This window comes from Acidobacteriota bacterium, assembly GCA_018268895.1.
Taxonomy (GTDB): domain Bacteria; phylum Acidobacteriota; class Terriglobia; order Terriglobales; family Acidobacteriaceae; genus Edaphobacter.
Window position 1 is genome coordinate 416,321 of the sequence record JAFDVP010000007.1, and the last position, 16,649, is coordinate 432,969.

Consider the following 16,649-nt stretch of genomic DNA (forward strand, 5'->3'; position numbering starts at 1 on the left):
CCATACATAGTATCCGATTACCGGCACTTGACAAGCAAAAGGATATACAACGCTAACTATTGATATAAGTTTAGTTATCGCTGTTTTCGGTAGACCATCGGCCTGGTCTTGTCCCAGTACAGCATCTCGAGCGTACCGGCCCCGATTTTGAGCGCTTCGCCGCGAAACGGCACTGTGGCGATGGCATCGCCGTCGATCACGAAGGTGAAATCGGTATGCGCCGGGTTGAGCGCCACGGGGCCCGAGTCCTTGTTATAGACGGCCACGCGTATGACCACGGACTTCGGCTGACTGGCCCCCGGAAAGAGCGCCATGCCATCGCGGTCCGTTCTTGCGTTGACCTCTCCCGATGCGGTCGTCAGGGCCACATCCAGGTTGGCTACGGGAGAGCCGTTCGTCCCCTTCACCCACACGCGGACATCCGGCGAGCGCAGATCGTTGCTGCGCAGCAGCTTGAATGCCGGGGCCGTGGGAAGTTTGCTGTCCAGCACGACTGTGTCGCCGGCCACGCGCCATTTGCCTGTGGCCGTATAGTCTGCTGCGCCGTAGGCGAGCATGTATTCGAACCGGCCATCGGGCTTCAGCACCAGCTCCGAGCCCATCTCGTGCGCATCCTCAAGCACATAGTGACCGGCGACGTTGCCGGGGGCCCAGCCGAGCCATGCCACAAGATTGATCAGGAGCAGCGCAAAAACGTTCACCGGTTACGTCCCCCGCTGCCCGCGTTCTAACAGACCGCAACGGCGGACAGCAAGAAAACTCTGTAATTACTCGTCTTCGTTCCCCAGCTTCTTATAGCCGGGATGGACGCCCGGGCTAAGCCCCTGCTGCCGCGCAATGCGCGCTAGCATCTCGGTCAGCAATGCGCGCTCCTCGGCGTTCAGGCTTGCGAGCAGCCGCTCCTGATGCTCACGGGCTACTCTGCCGATCGCCGCCAGCGCCTGCCCGCCCTGCCCGGTCAGGTGCAGCTCATAGAACCTGCGGTCCTTCGCCGAGGGGCGCCGCTCGATCAGGCCGCGACGTCCAAGTTCGTCCAGCACACCCACCAGCCGGCTGGCATGCATACCCAGACGGCGGGCGATCTCCTGCTGCGAGATGCCAGGGCTCATCGCCAGCAAGCGCAGAATTCCGGCATCGTGCGGGGCGAACCCCTGTGGTTTCAATGCCTCGGCAAAACCAGCCGCAGCATGGCCCCCTACCTGGGCGATCAGAAATCCTGCCGGAAGAGCGGGGGGAAGGCTGGGCCGATCCATGGTTTCGATTCTTGCATGAAATTCTTCTCAGCACATATCATTGACAAAAATAATCATTACAAATAATAATCAATTTCATTCAGACACTCGGAACATTGGGTGCCAAAGGAGACGCCCCATGACCACACTCGAACAACCCGTAACGACCGTGAAGTTCCGCGGTCCTCATATTGGAATTGTTGCAACAGTCTTCGTCGTCCTCTTCCTCGCCTCGCTCTTCCCCGTGACCGCCTTCGGCGGAACGCCCTACTTTCCGCCACCCACGGCCACCGTTGCGGAGATGACGGCGTTCTTCTCCACGCGCCAGCCGGGAGTGTTGCTCTGCGCCTTCTTCCAGTTCGGGGCGGCGATCGCGCTTGGCATCTTCGCGGCCACAGCCGTCAGTCAGCTCCGCTTTCAGCGGGTGCGCGCGGCAGGAACGCAGATCGCGCTCTTTGGAGGATTTCTGACCGCGGCCAATATCATGGCAAGCGCCTGCATTCTGTGGGCGACAACCTATACCGAGGTCGCCCACGACGCTGCGCTCACCCAGGCCCTCTACCGGATCTCGTTCGGGTTGGGAGGCCCGGGCTTCTCCGTCCCGTTCGGCATCCTCATTGCGGGAGTATCGGTCACAGCGGGCTTCTATCGCCTGCTGCCGCGCTGGGTGGTCGTCATGGGCATCGCAGTCGCCATTATCGGCGAGCTGAGCTGGTTTGAGATCGTCAACATCAAACTGCTGCCGCTGATTCCTCTCACACGCTTCCCCGGCTTTATCTGGATCGTCGCCGCCGGGTTCTCCATGCCGCGCCGCCGGACGATCCAGCAAGCTGGCCGCGTTGTCATAGGCTAAACAGACCGGTGCCTCTGAGCGGAGCAGAACGTAGAGCCGTCAACTGCTGGGTTGAGCATCTCTCACAGAGTTTGTGTGGGGACGAAGGTGTTCCTTCCTACCCCGAGCGGCTGTGAAACCTGCTGCGGGTTGCAAAACACCTTGCCGTCTGTGTAGCCTTTTTGGGAGGAGAAAGCGCGTTCTCCTCTCCATATCCTTCCATCGTCAGGAACCAGAACTATGCCTCGGAGTCTCCGCCTCCCCCTCGGTCAAGCCGTATCCATCGCTGGCGCTGCCCTGCTGTGCTGCGTTTCGCTCACCGGCTGCCGCCAGGACATGCACGACCAGCCGAAGTTCTTTCCCCAGCGCGGGACCACCTTCTATCAGGACGGCCGCTCGGTGCGGCCGCAGGTGGCCGGGACCGTGGCGCGTTCGCAGGCGCAGACGGTGAGCTACTTTGCGACGGGCATGGTCGACGGCGCCGAGGCCGACGGACTTCCATTCAAGGTCACGCCCGCCGTGCTCGAGCGCGGACAGGAGCGCTTCAACGTCTACTGCACGCCATGCCACTCGCGCGTAGGCAACGGCAAGGGCATGATTGTGCAGCGGGGCTATTATCCGGCGACCAGCTTCCACAGCTATCGCCTGCGGTCGGCCCCGCTGGGCCATTTCTTCTCGGTGATCACCAACGGCTACGGCGCCATGCCGGACTACGCCTCGCAGATCACTCCCGTGGACCGCTGGGCGATCGTCGCTTACATTCGCGCGTTGCAGCTTAGCCAGAACGCAGCCGAGACCGACGTTCCAAGCGGAGGCAGAGTCGTGCCGATCGCTGCGGTCGAGGAGCGCAGCGGCTTCTCCAGCGACTTCCTCAGCCCGTGGCTGGGTTCAGTGCTGGAACACGTGCACCCAACGGTCGAGGCTGCTGCGCCTGCCGCTTCAACGACGGCTCCCGCGACAAAGCCCGCCACGGTTCCTGCTGCCGGTACCGCTGCAACTCCCGCAACCCCGGTTGCAGCCGGAGCGAAGGCTGCTGCGAAGAACACGCTGGTCGCCAGCGCGGCAAAGCCAGCGGGACAGGAAGCCGCCGCTCCAGCACCCGCGGCCGAGAAGCCGGCCGCCGGCGACGTTGCGCACGGCAAGACGCTGTACGCCAACAACTGCTCGGTCTGCCACCAGCCCACGCGCGCCGGTATGCCTCCTGTCTTCCCGTCGCTGATCGGCGTGGTGGAGCGCGTTGGCGAAAAGCGCGTTCGCACGGTAGCCAAGGAAGGCATCGCCGATGCCAAGCCGCCGATGCCGCCGCACCCCGACCTGACGGACAAGGACATCACGGACCTGATCGCGTTCCTGAAGACGAAGCCGTAACGTCCGAACCACGGCCGGTCCTGGTGTCTACCGGCGGTAGAGCAAAATCAGGGAGCGGGCGCGCACGGGATGACCAATGGGCGGAATCCGCGCGCCTATGGGATCTGCACAAAGAGCGCACCATCGTGCTGCCGGGCCTCGTAGGTCTTCAGTGGAGGGTCGCCCGCAACATCGGAGTATCCGGTGCCGATGTCGTATCGCCAGCCGTGAAGCGGACACACCACGACGTTGCCCTCCAGCGCTCCCTGGTTCAGCATGGCGTTCTGGTGCGGACAGCGATTGTCGAAGACGAAAACACGCGAATGGTCTTTGCGCGGACGCGCCACGCATAGCTCCAGCCCACGGCCTTGAAACGCGCGCATCTCTCCGGGCGCGGGCAGGTCCTGCACATTGCACAGCTTTACGATCATGGATTTCATACTCGCACAACCTGAATCATGGAGGAGCAGGACTGTGTCGGCATCTGCGTAGACAAGTCACCGATCTATGCCTTGGTCAAAATCGACATATCTGACGTAAAGAAGAATTTGGGATTGTGTCATCCAATTTTAGGAAAGATCGCCCAGAAATCTTTTCATTGCGTCCAGCACCTGGGTTTCGTTCGAGATAAAGATGTAGTGATTCGCATTTGCAATGCGAACCACGCGCGCTGTTGGCTGACCTCTCTCGAATGCGCCGATCTGGCGAGCCTGATTGGCGTCGGCCGCTGCCACCGCTGCGAGATATCTCGGCCAGTTGGCATCGGGAGGTTTGACCTGTGGATAGCTCATGACGGCAAGCATCGGCAGGTGAATAGGCGTTGTGAAGCGCTCATAGTTCTTCGACACCGCAGACGGTGCTTCGGCTGCGGCATTGCGATCACCGACGCTGCCATCCGGCCCAGGCAGGAAGCTCTCATGAATCTCAGCTTCCGGTGGAACACCTCCCACAGCGCCCTTCAATCGCTTCAGCATCGCCGCAAAGCTCGCTTTGTCTGCTGTGGTAGGAGAACCATATGGCAGAGGAGGAAGCGGATTCTCAGTGCTGTTTGCCTTGCGGTTCAGATTGTCCGCAAATTGCGGCAGCGATGCTCTCACCTGATCCATGAGCGCCGTGTCATTGGGCTTGTCGGCAAGTGCATTCAATTGCTTCCTGAGACGAGCGAGGCTTGCCTCATAGTCTCCTACAGCGTCGTAAAAGGCATAGTTATAAGCTGCGTCGAGATACACAAGCGCGCTGACGCGCTCTGGATGCCGCGTGCCGATGGCGCTGAGCTCCTCTCCGCCAATCGAGTGGGCAATCAAGACCGGCCTCTCGATCTTCAGCTTTTCCATCACTGCAAGAATGTCGTCGGAAAGCCTCTCTGGTGTATACCCCGTTGTGGCATGCGTCGACCTGCCGAACCCGCGCCGCGTGATGGCGTAGACGTGATGCTTGTCCGTGAACTTTGTAGCGAAGTTGTCCCAGATATGCGCGGTGTTGCCGAGTCCAGCGAGAAAGATCAGGGGACGTCCGTTGCCTCCCCAGTCCAATACCTCAAGCTGAACTCCTGGCTCAACAGAAACCATCTCTCGATGGTGAGGAGATGGATCGTGCCAAGTATCGGAAGCAGTACTCTGCGCTGGGCATAACGCGACGCAGAAGATATTGGCAGTGAGCAACAGGAACGTCGCGCGGATACGATTCACAGGGCAGCTCCCCTCATGCAGGTTGGGACAAGAATATGTCAACCGATGCGAGAGGGGTAGCGTGAGCCCGTGATTGAGTGCGCTGTGGCGCTTACTTGAACAGATGCGTTGCGTGCGTGACGGCGGCGCCCGCTCGCATGGCGGCTGCGACCACGGCCGTCTCCGCGATCATCGCCTCGGTTGCACCTGCCGCGACGGCGGCCCTGCGATGGATCTCCAGGCAGTAAGGGCACTGCGTCGTCAGCGCGACGGCAAGCGCCATCAACTGCTTGTGCAGCGCGTCGATCGCGCCGGGCTCGAAGGCCGCCTTGTCGAATGCCCAGAAGGCTTTCATCGACTCGGGCGCGTTGGCGTCCAGCTTCTTCAGCTGGACGAGGTTCTTCATGTCATACATGCGTGTCTCTCCTGTGTGAGTGCGGTGGCGCCCGATTCACGAATTGCAGAGGGAGGGCCGGTGAACCCGCTGGGTGCCGCGATAGCACTAAGGGTACACGCAGGGAGTTGAATCTGTGGAGGAGAGACAGCCTTGTTACGCAAGTTTGACGTGGGCGAGACAACGTACCCGTGAACCCGGCCTTTGTTCCAAGCGCATCGCCGCACCTATACTTGAAGATGGAAGAGGAGTTCGATGGCCGCACTGATTGAAGCAATTAACGTAAAACGCAAGATGCTGTTCGAGCACGAGAACGCACCTTACTACTGCATGGACTCCGACATCAGCACGCCCACGGCGCGCGGAGGACAGACGCTGGTGCGCCTGAAGATGCGCAACATGATCACCAACGCCGTCTTCGAGAAGAGCTTCAAGGCCGGCGACAAGTTCAAGGAGCCGGACGTCGAACTCGTCCCCGCCACCTTCCTCTACGCCGATGGCGACGGCTTCCACTTCCTCGACCAGCAGAGCTTCGAGACCTTCCCGCTCACCGAGTCCATGGTCGGCGACGCCACGGACTTTCTTACCGAGAACCTCGAAGTGCAACTGACGAAGTACAACGGCAACCCCATCGGCCTGCAACTGCCGATCTTCGTCGACCTCACCGTGAAGGAGACCGAACCGGGCCTGAGCGGAGCCTCGCAGTCCGGCAGCGTCACCAAGACGGCCACACTCGAAACCGGCCTCGAGATCCGCGTGCCGCTGTTTATCAAGGAAGGCGAAAAGGTGAAGGTGTCGACAGAGAATAGGGACTTCGCCGGACGCGCGTAAGTTTATTAGCCCAACCTTATTTGGTAGTCATTCTGAGCGAAACATTCTAGTTGTCATTCCGAGCGAAGAGCCTGCCCTGAGCGAAGTCGAATGGGAGGAATCTACTTTCTGCCGGAAGTGCCACAACCGCCCGGGTGCCCCATCCTTAGCGAAGCTAAGGGTGGGATGTATCCTTTTTCCCGCCGCGACCAGTCTTGCATTCCCACCCTTCGGCACAAGACGCCGAAGGATGGGGCACCGGCTCCATTCTTCCTTCGCAAAGCAACTGATCAGTCAAGCCGTCTACGCGCACTTAACTGAACTCCATCTTGTTCAAGATCGTAGCCGAGGTTGCGCAAATCGTCTTCCAGCTTTTGAGATCGATTCAATCCAATCAAGAGAATATGAGAAACATCAGGAAAGTGCTCTTCAATGGAGCCTAGCTGGTTTATGCACTCGTCTTCGAGAGAAGGAGAATACGTTTTGTAAAGGGTGAGCCAATCTTGATAGGCCCTTTTCTCGGGCATAGGGATGGATGTTCGATGTTCTGGAACATCAACTGCCCAGACCGGCATATTCCCAATCAAATTAGTAAGCGTGTCAAAAGATGGAGTAAGTATGAGAGCGACTGTGAGATCGTCTCTGGTCTTCACAGCAGCTCCTGAGCCCGCAGCACCGCAGTCACAGCCTCATCCGCAGTAGCGCCGACGGCAGAGAGGTGCCCCATCTTCCGTCCCTTGCGCGGGCGATGTTTCTCATACAGATGCAGCCGCACTCCGGGCACGGCGAGTGCGCGATCGAATCGCGGCGTCCTGGGTGTGCCGTCTTCGTTGAGCCATACGTCGCCCAGCAGGTTCGCAATCGCGCACGGCTGCACCACCGAGACATCGCCCAGCGGAAGGTCGCACACCGCGCGCACAAGCTGCTCGAACTGGCTTGTGACCGAGGCGCGTTCGCTGGCGTGATAGCTGTTGTGCGGGCGCGGCGCAAGCTCGTTGACCAGTAACTGGCCGGTGGTGGTGACAAACATCTCCACCGCGAGAATGCCTTCGAGGGTAAAACTGTTGGCGATCCTCTCCGCAAGAGCGTGCGCCTCTGCGGCCATCGCATCGGTGAGCGGAGCGGGCATCACGCTCCACGCCAGAATCTGGTTCTCGTGATGGTTCCACGCCGCGGGATAGACCTTCACCTCACCCGAAGGCGACCTCGCGACAAGCACGGAGATCTCGCGCTCCAGCTCGACGGCCTTCTCGGCGACGCCTGCATGCTCACCCAAAGCATGCCACGCGCCGCGCAACTCTTCTTCAGCATCCGCGCCAGCGCGAAAGCCAACCTTGCCCTGCCCGCGTCCGTCGTAGCCGCCGGTTGCGCTCTTGCAGAAGACCTTGCCGCCCAGCGCTTTGATCGCCTCGCGCAGCTCATCGAGCGAGTGCACGGCGCGCCAGTCGCCGATGGGGAAGTTGTGCGCGGCAAGCCACTGCTTCTGCGCGATGCGGTCCTGAATCACCTCAAGCACAGCGCGGCCGGGCCGCACGGGAGCGAGCTTTTCCGCGGCCTCCATGCTCGTCAGCGCAATCTGTTCGATCTCCAGCGTCACCACGTCGGAACCGCCGGCAAGGTGCGCGGCCTCGTGCATATTGTTCCAGGCCGCCTCAATGCAGCCGTCGACGACAAACCGCGCCGGACACGCCGGGTCGGGATCAAGCACCTGGATGCGATAGCCCATCGCGCGCGCAGCCATCGCCGTCATGCGGCCTAGCTGGCCTCCGCCGAAGATGCCGATGGTCGCGCCGGGAAGGATCGGCTTCGCTGCAACAGTCTTTGTGCTCGCCGCGCTCATCCGTGAGTCTCGACCCCGTGGCTGTGCGCCAGCACCTCATCGCGCCGCGCCTCACGCCACGCCGTCAGCTTCTTCTGCAGTGCGGTATCTGTTGTGGCGATGATCTGCGCAGCCATCAGCCCAGCGTTCGCCGCTCCGGGAGCGCCAATCGCAAGCGTGCCCACGGGAACGCCCTTTGGCATCTGCACGATGCTCAGCAGAGCGTCCATGCCTTGCAGCGCAGTCGCGGGTATCGGCACGCCGAGCACAGGAACGACAGTCTTCGCCGCAACCATGCCGGGCAGATGCGCCGCGCCGCCAGCGCCTGCGATGATGACGCGCAGGCCACGCGCAGCGGCAGTTCCGGCATATTCAAAGAGAAGGTCGGGCGTGCGGTGGGCGGAGACGACGCGCACCTCGTACGGCACGCCGAACTCGCGGAGCATCTCGACCGCGCCCTGCATCACCGCATAGTCATTGCGGCTTCCCATGATCACTCCAACCAGCGGTGAGGCGTCCATGCAGCGATTATACGGGGTTCGTATCCGAGACAATCTGTGATGGTAACGATGTATCTGGAGTCAATCGGACAGGTGCCCTACGCCTTGCCCAAACCGAATTGTCATCCTGAGCGAAGCGGCATAGCCGCGTAGTCGAAGGACCTGCATTCTTTCCAACCCGTCGATTGCTGCTGGGGAGAGTGAAAAATGCAGGTCCTTCGACTACGCCTCTCGCGATGAAGCCGCCTGGGTGCCCCATCCTTCGCAGCCTTAAGCGAAGGGTGGGATGAACGATGGCCGAGCGGTCTTCATTCCCACCCTTCACTGCCTGAAGGATGGGGCACCCGGAGATTTGTGGCCGGTTGTACAGGTCATCGCCGCAGAAAATCGATCGCCAGGTGCGCGATCGTCACCAGCGCGCCGACGGCCGCGGTAAATCCGCGCAGCCGCTGCACGCTGCGTTCGTGGCGCTCCACGCGCTCTTCGATCTGCGTTAGCCGTCCCGGCTGTCCGATTCCCATCAGCTGGTCCATCTGACTCTTGAGCACGCGCAGGTCGCCTAAAACCTGTCCTTCAAACTCCGTCATGGTGCACTTCCCTTCATCTCCCGCGCGATCACAGGCTGACCGGCAGGTTGGTAAATACTGCGCTGGAAAGACGCGAGTAGACGGGCGTGCCTGAACCGTCGTACATGCGCACGAAGTAGCGTTCCACCTGCGCCGAGCGTGGAATAGTGAAGCTGCGCACCGGCGAGCGCAACACGAAGTCGCCATCGACGCCGGAGCCGAAGACCCAGTCGCGGCGGCGCACCTCGAAGCCTCCTCCCGTTGGAGGATCGACGCCGGCATCGATCTGCAATGCTGTGCCCGTTGCGCTGACCACCTGCAAACCCGGCAGGTTCGCCAGCACAGCGGCGGGTGTTGTCCTTGCAGGCAGCGGCAGAGCATCGCCGGCGATGCCGTCGGCAAACTTCGCGTTGAGAGCCGTGGCCCAGTCGTTGGCGAAATCGACGTGATACGACACAAGCTCGGGCCGCGCATGGCTGTCCGTCACTGCGACGCTGCGGACGATCAGCTTCAGCGTGTCAGTCGAAACTCCGCTGCCCGAAGTAACGCTGAGCATGTCGCCCGGCTGAACGTCTGCTGCGGGGTTGACCATCGCGCAGCTTCCTCGCACTGCCGCCGCGCGCGATGTGGCAAAGCTCAGCGCGGCCAGCGCGGCGTTTTCGCAGTCGACTGTGGTTCGCGCTGGCGGATGCGTCACCTTGCCCTGCCACGTCGCCGTCGCCGTACCCGGGTTCGCAGCATCGCGCAGGTGCGCGGCTGCGCGTCGTCGTCCGCGATAGCTCACGGTGATCGTCTCGTTGGCAACGGGAATGCGCCCGGCGTAGAAGGTGATTCTGCCAGATGGCGAGACCATGCAGTCGATGCCGTCCACCTGCGGGCCGCTGACGCGAATCGTCGTGGGGCCGCCGGGCGTCGTCGTTGCAACCCACGCCGGGCCTGCATGCGCGACGTTGCACGAGCCGATAGAGCCGATCAGTTGCACGCTGTTCACGGGAGTGAAGGTGCAGCTCGCGGGTGACGATGCCAGCGTTGCCGTGTACAGCACCGTCACTGGCGTGTTCGTTGCGTCGCCTTCATCGCGCGTCTCGAAGACGAGCGTCGCGGGGGATGCGATCGAGTCTCCGCCGAAGCTGCGCAGCACACCATCGCACAACGCGCTGTACGTCTGCGTTGCGCGCACGGTCTCCGGGCAGTGCAGCCGCAGGCGCAGCGTGTAGCGATGCCCGCTCAGCATCGTCAGCGACGACCCTGCTTCAACGCCGTTGACGAAGGGCGTGACGATGGTCGCGCCACTGCTCTGCCGCACGTTGAACCCGGCAAAGCAGTTGCTGCGCAAGACTGCGCCGTTGTACAGGCCGCACACCACGCCATCGCTTCCCGCTCCCAGCGTCACGGCGTTCATCTCAATCGCCAGCGTTCCGCCGATCTCAACCGGCGCTACGGAGGAGAGCGTCGTTTGTCCATCGAGCCCGTTGCCGCCTGTTATCGTCAGCCCCGCATGCGTGAGCGAGAGGAACGAGCCATTGTCGGCGACGCTCCACAGTCGCGGATTGATCGCCGCCTGGTCGAAGCGCTCGTCGAGTACTGTCGCAGAACCGGCGGTGCGGAACGGCGGCTGTGTCAGTTGAAAGGCGCTCGTCGTTCCATCGCCCATGAAGTACTCGGTGATGTAAGCGGCTGCCTCGGTCTCGCCCGAGAGCGTGATGTCGGTGGCGAGCTCGCGTGCCATCGCAGGCACGAGCGCGGCGATGTGCAGCGCGGCGTCTCCATCGCTAAGCGCGTGCGTAGCGCCCGGCGCGAGGCTGGCTGCATCCGCCGCATCGGCGATGGCGTGGAAGACGAGCCGGTAGATTGCGCCGATCGTCGCAACGCCTGCATACACGCGCTCAGGTTCGGTGACGATCAGGCCGTTGAAGAGCGTAGCTCCGCTGTCGCTGGTTACGGCAACGCGCGCACGGCGCGCAGGCACAGGCAACGCCGTCGCATTCATGTCGAGCGTTCCCGCACATCGTGCGGGTTCGTTCCGCGAGCGCGTGATGGTGAGCGGCGCATCGGCGGAGAGCGCAGCGGTGAAATCGCGCGCGCCTCCGCCATCCATGTTGTCGATGGTTATCTTCACGTTTACCTCGTGTGTGTGTGTTGTGCGGACGACAATCTCCGGGTGCCCCATCCTTCGCAGTCTCACCGCGAAGGGTGGGTTGAGGCGTGTCTCGCGTTTGTCATCCTGAGCGAAGCGCAGCGGAGTCGAAGGACCTGCATTTGTTCTCTCTGTGAAGCGATGTAAAAAAGGGAACAAAGCGAATGCAGGTCCTTCGACTGCGTCATTGCGTTGCAATGACTCCGCTCAGGATGACAAGTCTTTAGAGTGGGAGAGATCTGTTTCTCCCGCCCTTCGCGATGAAACTGCGAAGGATGGGGCACCCGGCCTTCAGGATTGTGAGTTCTTCGCGGCCAGCGGAGGCAGACCGCGCATCTCGCGCACCTCATCGACCGTGAGCACACCGCACTCGATCAGCGTCTTCTGCATCTCCACCTCGCGCGTCTCGTCGCGCGTTTCAAGATCGTTGAAGCAGAACTCGAACTCGCGCCAGCCCAGTTTCTTGGCAAAGAGGTCGCGCGTGATGTGCTCGGCGATCAGCTTCGCGACGGGAACGACCGCGCTCTGAAACGCTTCGTCGGCAAACTCGCCCGCGGTGGAGCGGTTGACGTCGCCGTGTACGCCGAGCAGCATGGGCGGCAGCTCGAAGGCGTTCGCGATCAGGCGAATCAGCATCTCCTGCCACTGCAAACGCAGGTCGGCGTCCGTGCCTCCGGCGAAGCGCAGCACCTCGGGCTTGGTTGGGGTGCTCAGCACAGGCACGCGGCCGGTGCCTTCGATCTCGTCCTGCCACCAGCGGATCATGCGGTCGTGCTGCTCCGGCGTCGCCTCGTCGAGCCACAGCGCATACTGCACGACGGAGTTCGCCGCGAGCTTGCCCGCGTAACGGTTCGCGCTCAGGAACTGGTTGACCGTCTCGAACGCGACCTCAAGCCGCCCGAGCCCAAACGGAGTGTGCGTGCGCGGGTTGAGCCGCACATACATCAGCTCGGCATCAAGCAGCGGAATGAGGGCATCGGTCCCCATGCGCCCTGTCGCCTGTGCATAGCGTGCCTTGTCGGGCGAGCCGTCCCAGCGGCTGTCGATCTGGATCGTCGCGCCGTCGACCGCCCACAGATGAAACGGTCGCAGAGGATCGCCGGTCGCCTCCATCTCGGCGGCGCCGAAGCCGCCGACGAGCAGGTCTTCGATCACCTGCTCCCACAGCACGCGGAAGCTGTCTGCCGCGTTCGGCTCTTCGAGACAGCGGCGCAGCACGCGCATCTTCTCCTGCGCGTTGTCGATGTCGGCGATGTCGTAGCCGCGTCGCACGCGCACCTGCCAGTCCATGCTGGCCACCTTGTCCTTCACCACGTTGATGGCGCGGCGAACGACCGGCGTCTCGGCGAAGCGCCGCAGGTTCGCTGGTGTCGGTTTGGGCAGAGCGGCGTGCGTCGATGTTGCTCCGCGATACGGCGTAAGGACCGCGGGAAGCATCGCCGTCTTGCGCTCGCCTTTGGCCGCGTCGGACGCCGCTACATCCACTTCGCCGGAAAAATGCCGCCAGATATTTTTCATCACTGTCTGAACTCCCATGTCTCTCACCTCGCTTGCATATATGTCGTTGCCAAAAAGAAAAGGCATGGCTCGAAAGCCATGCCACGCCATTCTTACAAACCACTGGAAGCCTGGGTGCCCCATCCTTCGCAACGCGAAGGGTGGGATGAAGAATGGCGGTGCGGAGCTTATACACTCCCACCCTTGGCGATGAAACCGCCAAGGATGGGGCACCCGATGTTCTATCCCCTATTCCCTGCCGCTAGGCCCGCAGTTCCAGCCGTGCCGTCTCTGCCATGCGGGCTAGATCGCTCAGCGTCACCACGCGAATAGCCTCGTGCTCCATTGTTTCTACGCCGAAGCGGTATCGGTCGATGGCTTCGTTCTCGTCGTCTGAAGAGACAGCACGCAACGGTTCGACGATCGCTGTCAGCTCGAGATCCGTTCCCTCCACGCGGTGCACGCCGTCGCGCAGTTGCGGCGCTGCCCATGCCAGGCCCTTCGCTCCGTCCACGTCGCCTTCCAGCGAGACTGCCTGAAACATGCGAATGATCCCGCTCGCATTCACTTCCGCGCGATAGCCGCAGTCGAGCTTCATCGGGTCACCCGGCCGCGTGTAGAGCGACGCAGCGATGCGTTTGCGCATCATGGCCCACACGCCCGCGCGCTCGAACTCCGAACGCATTGCAGCCTGAATCGCAGCGCGGCCCGTACGCCTGCGTTCCTGCTTCACCTTCAACGGCTCGACGTACATGCGCATCAACTGCGCAAGTTCGGCGGGAATGCTCTCCGCCAGCGACGCGCGCGGCGCCGAGATTTGCAGCGAGTTCGAGAGCGTGTCTTCGAGCAACTGCATCACCGGCTTGGTGTCCGCTGCGCCAAGCCGTAGACGGTCGGCGATCTCGCCCTCCAGCGCCTCGAACAGCGCCGTGTCGGCCTCGGCGTCCATGCAGCGCACGCGTGCCCAGTCGCGAGTGAAGCGCACGACCGTCTCCGCCGATGCCGCGCCTGCCTCGCGCACGGCTTCCCGTAAGACAACGCCGATGTTGACGAACTCGCCCTTCACCACATCCGGCACATAGCGGATGAGGAAGAACTCGCATGGGATTCGCTCTGCCAATCGAACTCCTTCTAACTACATTACTAATCCTTCGCTGCTGTTTATCGCTGCAAACTGTCGTGGCACCGTGACCGATGCGCTGGTGTTCCACAATGGGAACGGGTTGCGCGTGGAGTCGCGGAAGGCCGCGATCATCTCGCGCACTCGCTCGCGCCGCGCGAGCAACTGCTCCATCAAACGCTCCAGCGCAGGCGCGTCGTTCGCGTACCACTCCGGCGGGACGACCTCCGCGATGCGCCACAGCGCGTCGGGGCGCATCTCCTCCACGCGCGTCAGCCACGGCTCGAAGCTCTTCCAGCCGGTCGCCCCGGCGTAGACCAGGTTGCGTTGGTAGACGCCGCGCAACGGCGAGTCGAGAAAATTCCACTCGCCTGCGTTGAAGCAGAACCCCTGGTCGATAAAGCTGGCGCGATACCGGCGTTCGCGTGGCCTGCGCTCGAAGACCGCCTGGCGGCCGTTCGAGTTGCCGGTCCACTTGTCGATGCACAGGATGCCCGCGAACTCGCGCAGGTTGCGCACCTCCTCAAGCTGCGGCTCCGGCAGGTAGTCAAGGACCTGTCCCGGCATCAGCCCGCCGACGAACTGCGAGCCAAACTGAAGCCCCGCGGTGTACGGCCGTCGCTGTTCGCTAAGGCCTTCCAGGCGCATCGCCGGCGTGTTGGCGATCAGCCACTGGGTCACCTCGACGACATCGCTGTTCGGTACGCTCAGTCCAATTGCTGCGGCAAGGCGCGTGGCGATCAGCTCGTTGGCCAGCACGCGCAGGTGCTGCGGATTGTTCTGGAACTTCACGACCCACAGCTTGCCGTCCGCGCCCAGCATCAACTGGCTCTGCGCCCCGCCGCGCATCCTTCGAATCGCCTGTACTGCAAGCACTGCCAAGCCGGTGAACTCCTCTGCGTTTGTTAGAGCAGGATACATGGGGAAAGCTGTCCGTTCTCCGTTCTTAGTTGTCAGAGACACCCAGGCAACCCAACAACTTTGTCATCCTGAGCGGAGCGTAGCGGAGTCGAAGGACCTGCATTTTGCTTTCCGGTGCATAGTAGCCGGAGGGAAGGCGAAAATGCAGGTCCTTCCCATTCGGCTTCGCTCAGGGCAAGCTCTTCGTGGCTACGCCACTGCGCTCAGGATGACAATTTTTGGGCGGGTGAGAAGGACTGAGAACGGACAACTAAGTCCCCGCCTTCGTCAGCATCTCCGCTCTCACCGCCTGCGCCACGGCCATTGCCATCACGCAGTCGTCGTGCGAGCCCGAAGCCGCGCCTGTGGCTCCATTGGGCATGTTGTTGTAGGTGCGGCACTCCTCCAGCAGGCGGCGCGAGTAGAAGATCTCCGGCGACTCCACCAGCAGCGCTCCCAGCCGCGCAATCATCGTGGGCTTGCTTGCCGCGCTGGTCAGCCAGCCTGCGAGCGCATTCTGCGCGTAGAGGTTTGTGTATCTCTCCCCGCTTTCGAGATACGCCAGCACGGCCGCCCCGTGATTGTTGCGTTCGACTGCGATCAGCGCGTTGTTAAACTCGCGAGCAAGCTGCGCGGAGGCCTGTGCGAGTTGCAGCGGATTGAGCCTCTCCCTCAGCTCCGCGCACTGCAATCCCTTCTCGCGCTCGATCACCTGCACGGCTGCATAGTCGCCGTCCGCGCCGCCACCCGCCGAGTCGACGGCGACGATGTACTGCTTGCCCGCAATCGCAGGCAGCCAGTAGAGCGTCGCGTCCTGTTGCGCGACCGGCGTTGGAAGCTCGTCGAGCCGCTTGAAGATCGTCTCAACCGCGAAGCAGCAGTTGCCGCTGGCCCTGAAGCAGGAGACGGCGTCCTCGGCGTACTCCTGCGCGCGCAGGCCGTGGAAGCTCGATTCCAGCGAGCGGCGAAAGCCGATCTGCCGCGGCGACAGGCCGTGCGTGGCAACCAGCGCCTGCTCTTCCCGGGTGTACCCGGATTCTGTAACCGATGTGGATACATATTCCGGTTCCAGCCACCAGGGAAAAAAGTGCTGGGCGGTATCGTTCATACTGGCGCGGCTCCACTCGTCGTAGAAGCAGCCGCCCGCGCCGTTGGGCGTGGACTCGATCACCAACTCTCCAGCCGGCGCCAGCGCCGCGCGCAGACCCGCGAGCGCCTCCGCCGCGTCGCCCGGCCAGCGGCTCACCTCGCTCAGGTGCAGGTTCTGGATGGAGAGCCCGCGCCCCGCGCCGGGGTCGCCCGCGCTGACGATGCGGAACTCGCTGTCCAGCTCCGGAAAACACATCTGTCCAACGTTGGCGCGGCTGCGGCGCAATGGACCCTCGCGCCACTCGTCGGGCAGGTGCTCCCAGAAGCGCTGCACCATGCGGAAGATCCCCTCCGCGGCCTCGCGCGTGTGCGCCACCTGCACGGTCAGCACGCCGCGCGCGGTGATGGTCTTCATAAAGAAGCGCGCGGCGATCCAGGTGGTGATTCCCATCTGCCGGGCCTTCAGCACAATATTTTTTTGTCCGCGCGCGGCCTCGAAGGCGCACTGTGCGGGGTTGGCAGTAAGAGCAACGATCTCTCCAGTGCGGCTGCGGACTTTGATGTACCGATCGATTGCGTGAATCATCGCCTCCGGGTCATGCGCGATCTCGCGGCCCAGGCAGAGGAGGGCTTCTACATCTTTCATTGGTTCACCGAATGTTTGTTGCGTTGCGATTGGTATGCCGTGAATGAATGCACTCAAGCAATGCGGTTCGCGCTTCGCGCGGATGGCCCACAT

The 16,649-nt window shown here is 62.4% G+C and carries 17 protein-coding genes; 3 read left to right on the forward strand and 14 right to left on the reverse strand.

What is annotated here, in order from left to right; translation table 11 throughout:
- Positions 1-74: 74 nt before the first annotated feature.
- Both JSS95_09295 and JSS95_09300 read right to left on the reverse strand, forming a co-directional pair.
- Entirely contained in the window at positions 75-701 is a 627-nt protein-coding gene (locus JSS95_09295; GenBank protein MBS1800005.1) for a hypothetical protein, read from the reverse strand.
- A gap of 66 nt (positions 702-767) precedes the next feature.
- A complete protein-coding gene (locus JSS95_09300; GenBank protein MBS1800006.1) occupies positions 768-1,253 on the reverse strand; it encodes a MarR family transcriptional regulator in 486 nt (161 codons plus the stop codon).
- 118 nt (positions 1,254-1,371) lie between these two features.
- Here JSS95_09300 and JSS95_09305 point away from each other — a divergent pair, with 118 nt between their 5' ends.
- Together JSS95_09305 and JSS95_09310 are read left to right on the forward strand one after the other, a co-directional pair.
- A complete protein-coding gene (locus JSS95_09305) occupies positions 1,372-2,085 on the forward strand; it encodes a hypothetical protein (protein ID MBS1800007.1) in 714 nt (237 codons plus the stop codon).
- A gap of 219 nt (positions 2,086-2,304) precedes the next feature.
- Positions 2,305-3,432: a c-type cytochrome gene (locus tag JSS95_09310; protein MBS1800008.1), complete on the forward strand. Its 1,128-nt coding sequence runs from the start codon at positions 2,305-2,307 to the stop codon at positions 3,430-3,432.
- A gap of 95 nt (positions 3,433-3,527) precedes the next feature.
- Here the strand turns inward: JSS95_09310 and JSS95_09315 are convergent, their stop codons facing one another.
- The 3 genes from JSS95_09315 to JSS95_09325 form a co-directional block, all read right to left on the reverse strand.
- Positions 3,528-3,842 carry a Rieske 2Fe-2S domain-containing protein gene (locus JSS95_09315; protein MBS1800009.1) on the reverse strand — a complete coding sequence of 105 codons (315 nt, stop codon included), beginning with the start codon at positions 3,840-3,842 and terminating at the stop codon, positions 3,528-3,530.
- Between the two features lie 138 nt (positions 3,843-3,980).
- On the reverse strand, positions 3,981-4,979 hold the full coding sequence (locus JSS95_09320) for an alpha/beta hydrolase (GenBank protein MBS1800010.1): 999 nt from the start codon (positions 4,977-4,979) through the stop codon (positions 3,981-3,983).
- A gap of 211 nt (positions 4,980-5,190) precedes the next feature.
- Positions 5,191-5,493, reverse strand: coding sequence for a carboxymuconolactone decarboxylase family protein (locus JSS95_09325; GenBank protein ID MBS1800011.1), 303 nt, complete (start codon positions 5,491-5,493; stop codon positions 5,191-5,193).
- A 234-nt stretch (positions 5,494-5,727) separates the two neighbouring features.
- Between JSS95_09325 and JSS95_09330 the strand changes: the two genes are divergently transcribed.
- Complete coding sequence (locus tag JSS95_09330) at positions 5,728-6,303, forward strand: elongation factor P (GenBank protein MBS1800012.1); 576 nt, start codon at positions 5,728-5,730, stop codon at positions 6,301-6,303.
- A gap of 269 nt (positions 6,304-6,572) precedes the next feature.
- Here JSS95_09330 and JSS95_09335 read toward each other — a convergent pair whose 3' ends face one another.
- The 9 genes from JSS95_09335 to JSS95_09375 form a co-directional block, all read right to left on the reverse strand.
- On the reverse strand, positions 6,573-6,935 hold the full coding sequence (locus tag JSS95_09335; GenBank protein ID MBS1800013.1) for a hypothetical protein: 363 nt from the start codon (positions 6,933-6,935) through the stop codon (positions 6,573-6,575).
- Entirely contained in the window at positions 6,932-8,122 is a 1,191-nt protein-coding gene (purK, locus tag JSS95_09340) for a 5-(carboxyamino)imidazole ribonucleotide synthase (GenBank protein MBS1800014.1), read from the reverse strand. Before purK ends, JSS95_09335 begins: the two co-directional genes overlap by 4 nt.
- Positions 8,119-8,622, reverse strand: a complete 504-nt coding sequence (purE, locus tag JSS95_09345) for a 5-(carboxyamino)imidazole ribonucleotide mutase (GenBank protein MBS1800015.1) — start codon at positions 8,620-8,622, stop codon at positions 8,119-8,121. Before purE ends, purK begins: the two co-directional genes overlap by 4 nt.
- A 350-nt stretch (positions 8,623-8,972) precedes the next feature.
- A complete protein-coding gene (locus JSS95_09350; GenBank protein ID MBS1800016.1) occupies positions 8,973-9,188 on the reverse strand; it encodes a hypothetical protein in 216 nt (71 codons plus the stop codon).
- A gap of 28 nt (positions 9,189-9,216) precedes the next feature.
- Positions 9,217-11,286 carry a hypothetical protein gene (locus JSS95_09355; protein ID MBS1800017.1) on the reverse strand — a complete coding sequence of 690 codons (2,070 nt, stop codon included), beginning with the start codon at positions 11,284-11,286 and terminating at the stop codon, positions 9,217-9,219.
- A gap of 309 nt (positions 11,287-11,595) precedes the next feature.
- Positions 11,596-12,840: a phage portal protein gene (locus JSS95_09360; protein ID MBS1800018.1), complete on the reverse strand. Its 1,245-nt coding sequence runs from the start codon at positions 12,838-12,840 to the stop codon at positions 11,596-11,598.
- A gap of 223 nt (positions 12,841-13,063) precedes the next feature.
- Positions 13,064-13,921, reverse strand: a complete 858-nt coding sequence (locus tag JSS95_09365; protein MBS1800019.1) for a DUF3037 domain-containing protein — start codon at positions 13,919-13,921, stop codon at positions 13,064-13,066.
- Positions 13,922-13,936: 15 nt separating this feature from the next.
- Positions 13,937-14,842: a phosphatidylinositol kinase gene (locus JSS95_09370; GenBank protein MBS1800020.1), complete on the reverse strand. Its 906-nt coding sequence runs from the start codon at positions 14,840-14,842 to the stop codon at positions 13,937-13,939.
- A 250-nt stretch (positions 14,843-15,092) separates the two neighbouring features.
- Positions 15,093-16,649 (reverse strand): terminase, encoded by a 1,557-nt coding sequence (locus JSS95_09375; protein MBS1800021.1) that lies wholly within the window; start codon positions 16,647-16,649, stop codon positions 15,093-15,095.

Bases quoted from the DNA above. Each gene is read 5' to 3' on its own strand.
- JSS95_09360 (MBS1800018.1), bottom strand. From the start codon at position 12,840: ATGGGAGTTCAGACAGTGATGAAAAATATCTGGCGGCATTTTTCCGGC.
- JSS95_09310 (MBS1800008.1), top strand. From the start codon at position 2,305: ATGCCTCGGAGTCTCCGCCTCCCCCTCGGTCAAGCCGTATCCATCGCT.
- JSS95_09320 (MBS1800010.1), bottom strand. From the start codon at position 4,979: ATGGTTTCTGTTGAGCCAGGAGTTCAGCTTGAGGTATTGGACTGGGGA.
- JSS95_09315 (MBS1800009.1), bottom strand. From the start codon at position 3,842: ATGATCGTAAAGCTGTGCAATGTGCAGGACCTGCCCGCGCCCGGAGAG.
- JSS95_09300 (MBS1800006.1), bottom strand. From the start codon at position 1,253: ATGGATCGGCCCAGCCTTCCCCCCGCTCTTCCGGCAGGATTTCTGATC.
- JSS95_09370 (MBS1800020.1), bottom strand. From the start codon at position 14,842: ATGTATCCTGCTCTAACAAACGCAGAGGAGTTCACCGGCTTGGCAGTG.
- JSS95_09325 (MBS1800011.1), bottom strand. From the start codon at position 5,493: ATGTATGACATGAAGAACCTCGTCCAGCTGAAGAAGCTGGACGCCAAC.
- purK (MBS1800014.1), bottom strand. From the start codon at position 8,122: ATGAGCGCGGCGAGCACAAAGACTGTTGCAGCGAAGCCGATCCTTCCC.
- JSS95_09375 (MBS1800021.1), bottom strand. From the start codon at position 16,649: ATGTGGGCCATCCGCGCGAAGCGCGAACCGCATTGCTTGAGTGCATTC.
- purE (MBS1800015.1), bottom strand. From the start codon at position 8,622: ATGGACGCCTCACCGCTGGTTGGAGTGATCATGGGAAGCCGCAATGAC.
- JSS95_09305 (MBS1800007.1), top strand. From the start codon at position 1,372: ATGACCACACTCGAACAACCCGTAACGACCGTGAAGTTCCGCGGTCCT.
- JSS95_09350 (MBS1800016.1), bottom strand. From the start codon at position 9,188: ATGACGGAGTTTGAAGGACAGGTTTTAGGCGACCTGCGCGTGCTCAAG.
- JSS95_09330 (MBS1800012.1), top strand. From the start codon at position 5,728: ATGGCCGCACTGATTGAAGCAATTAACGTAAAACGCAAGATGCTGTTC.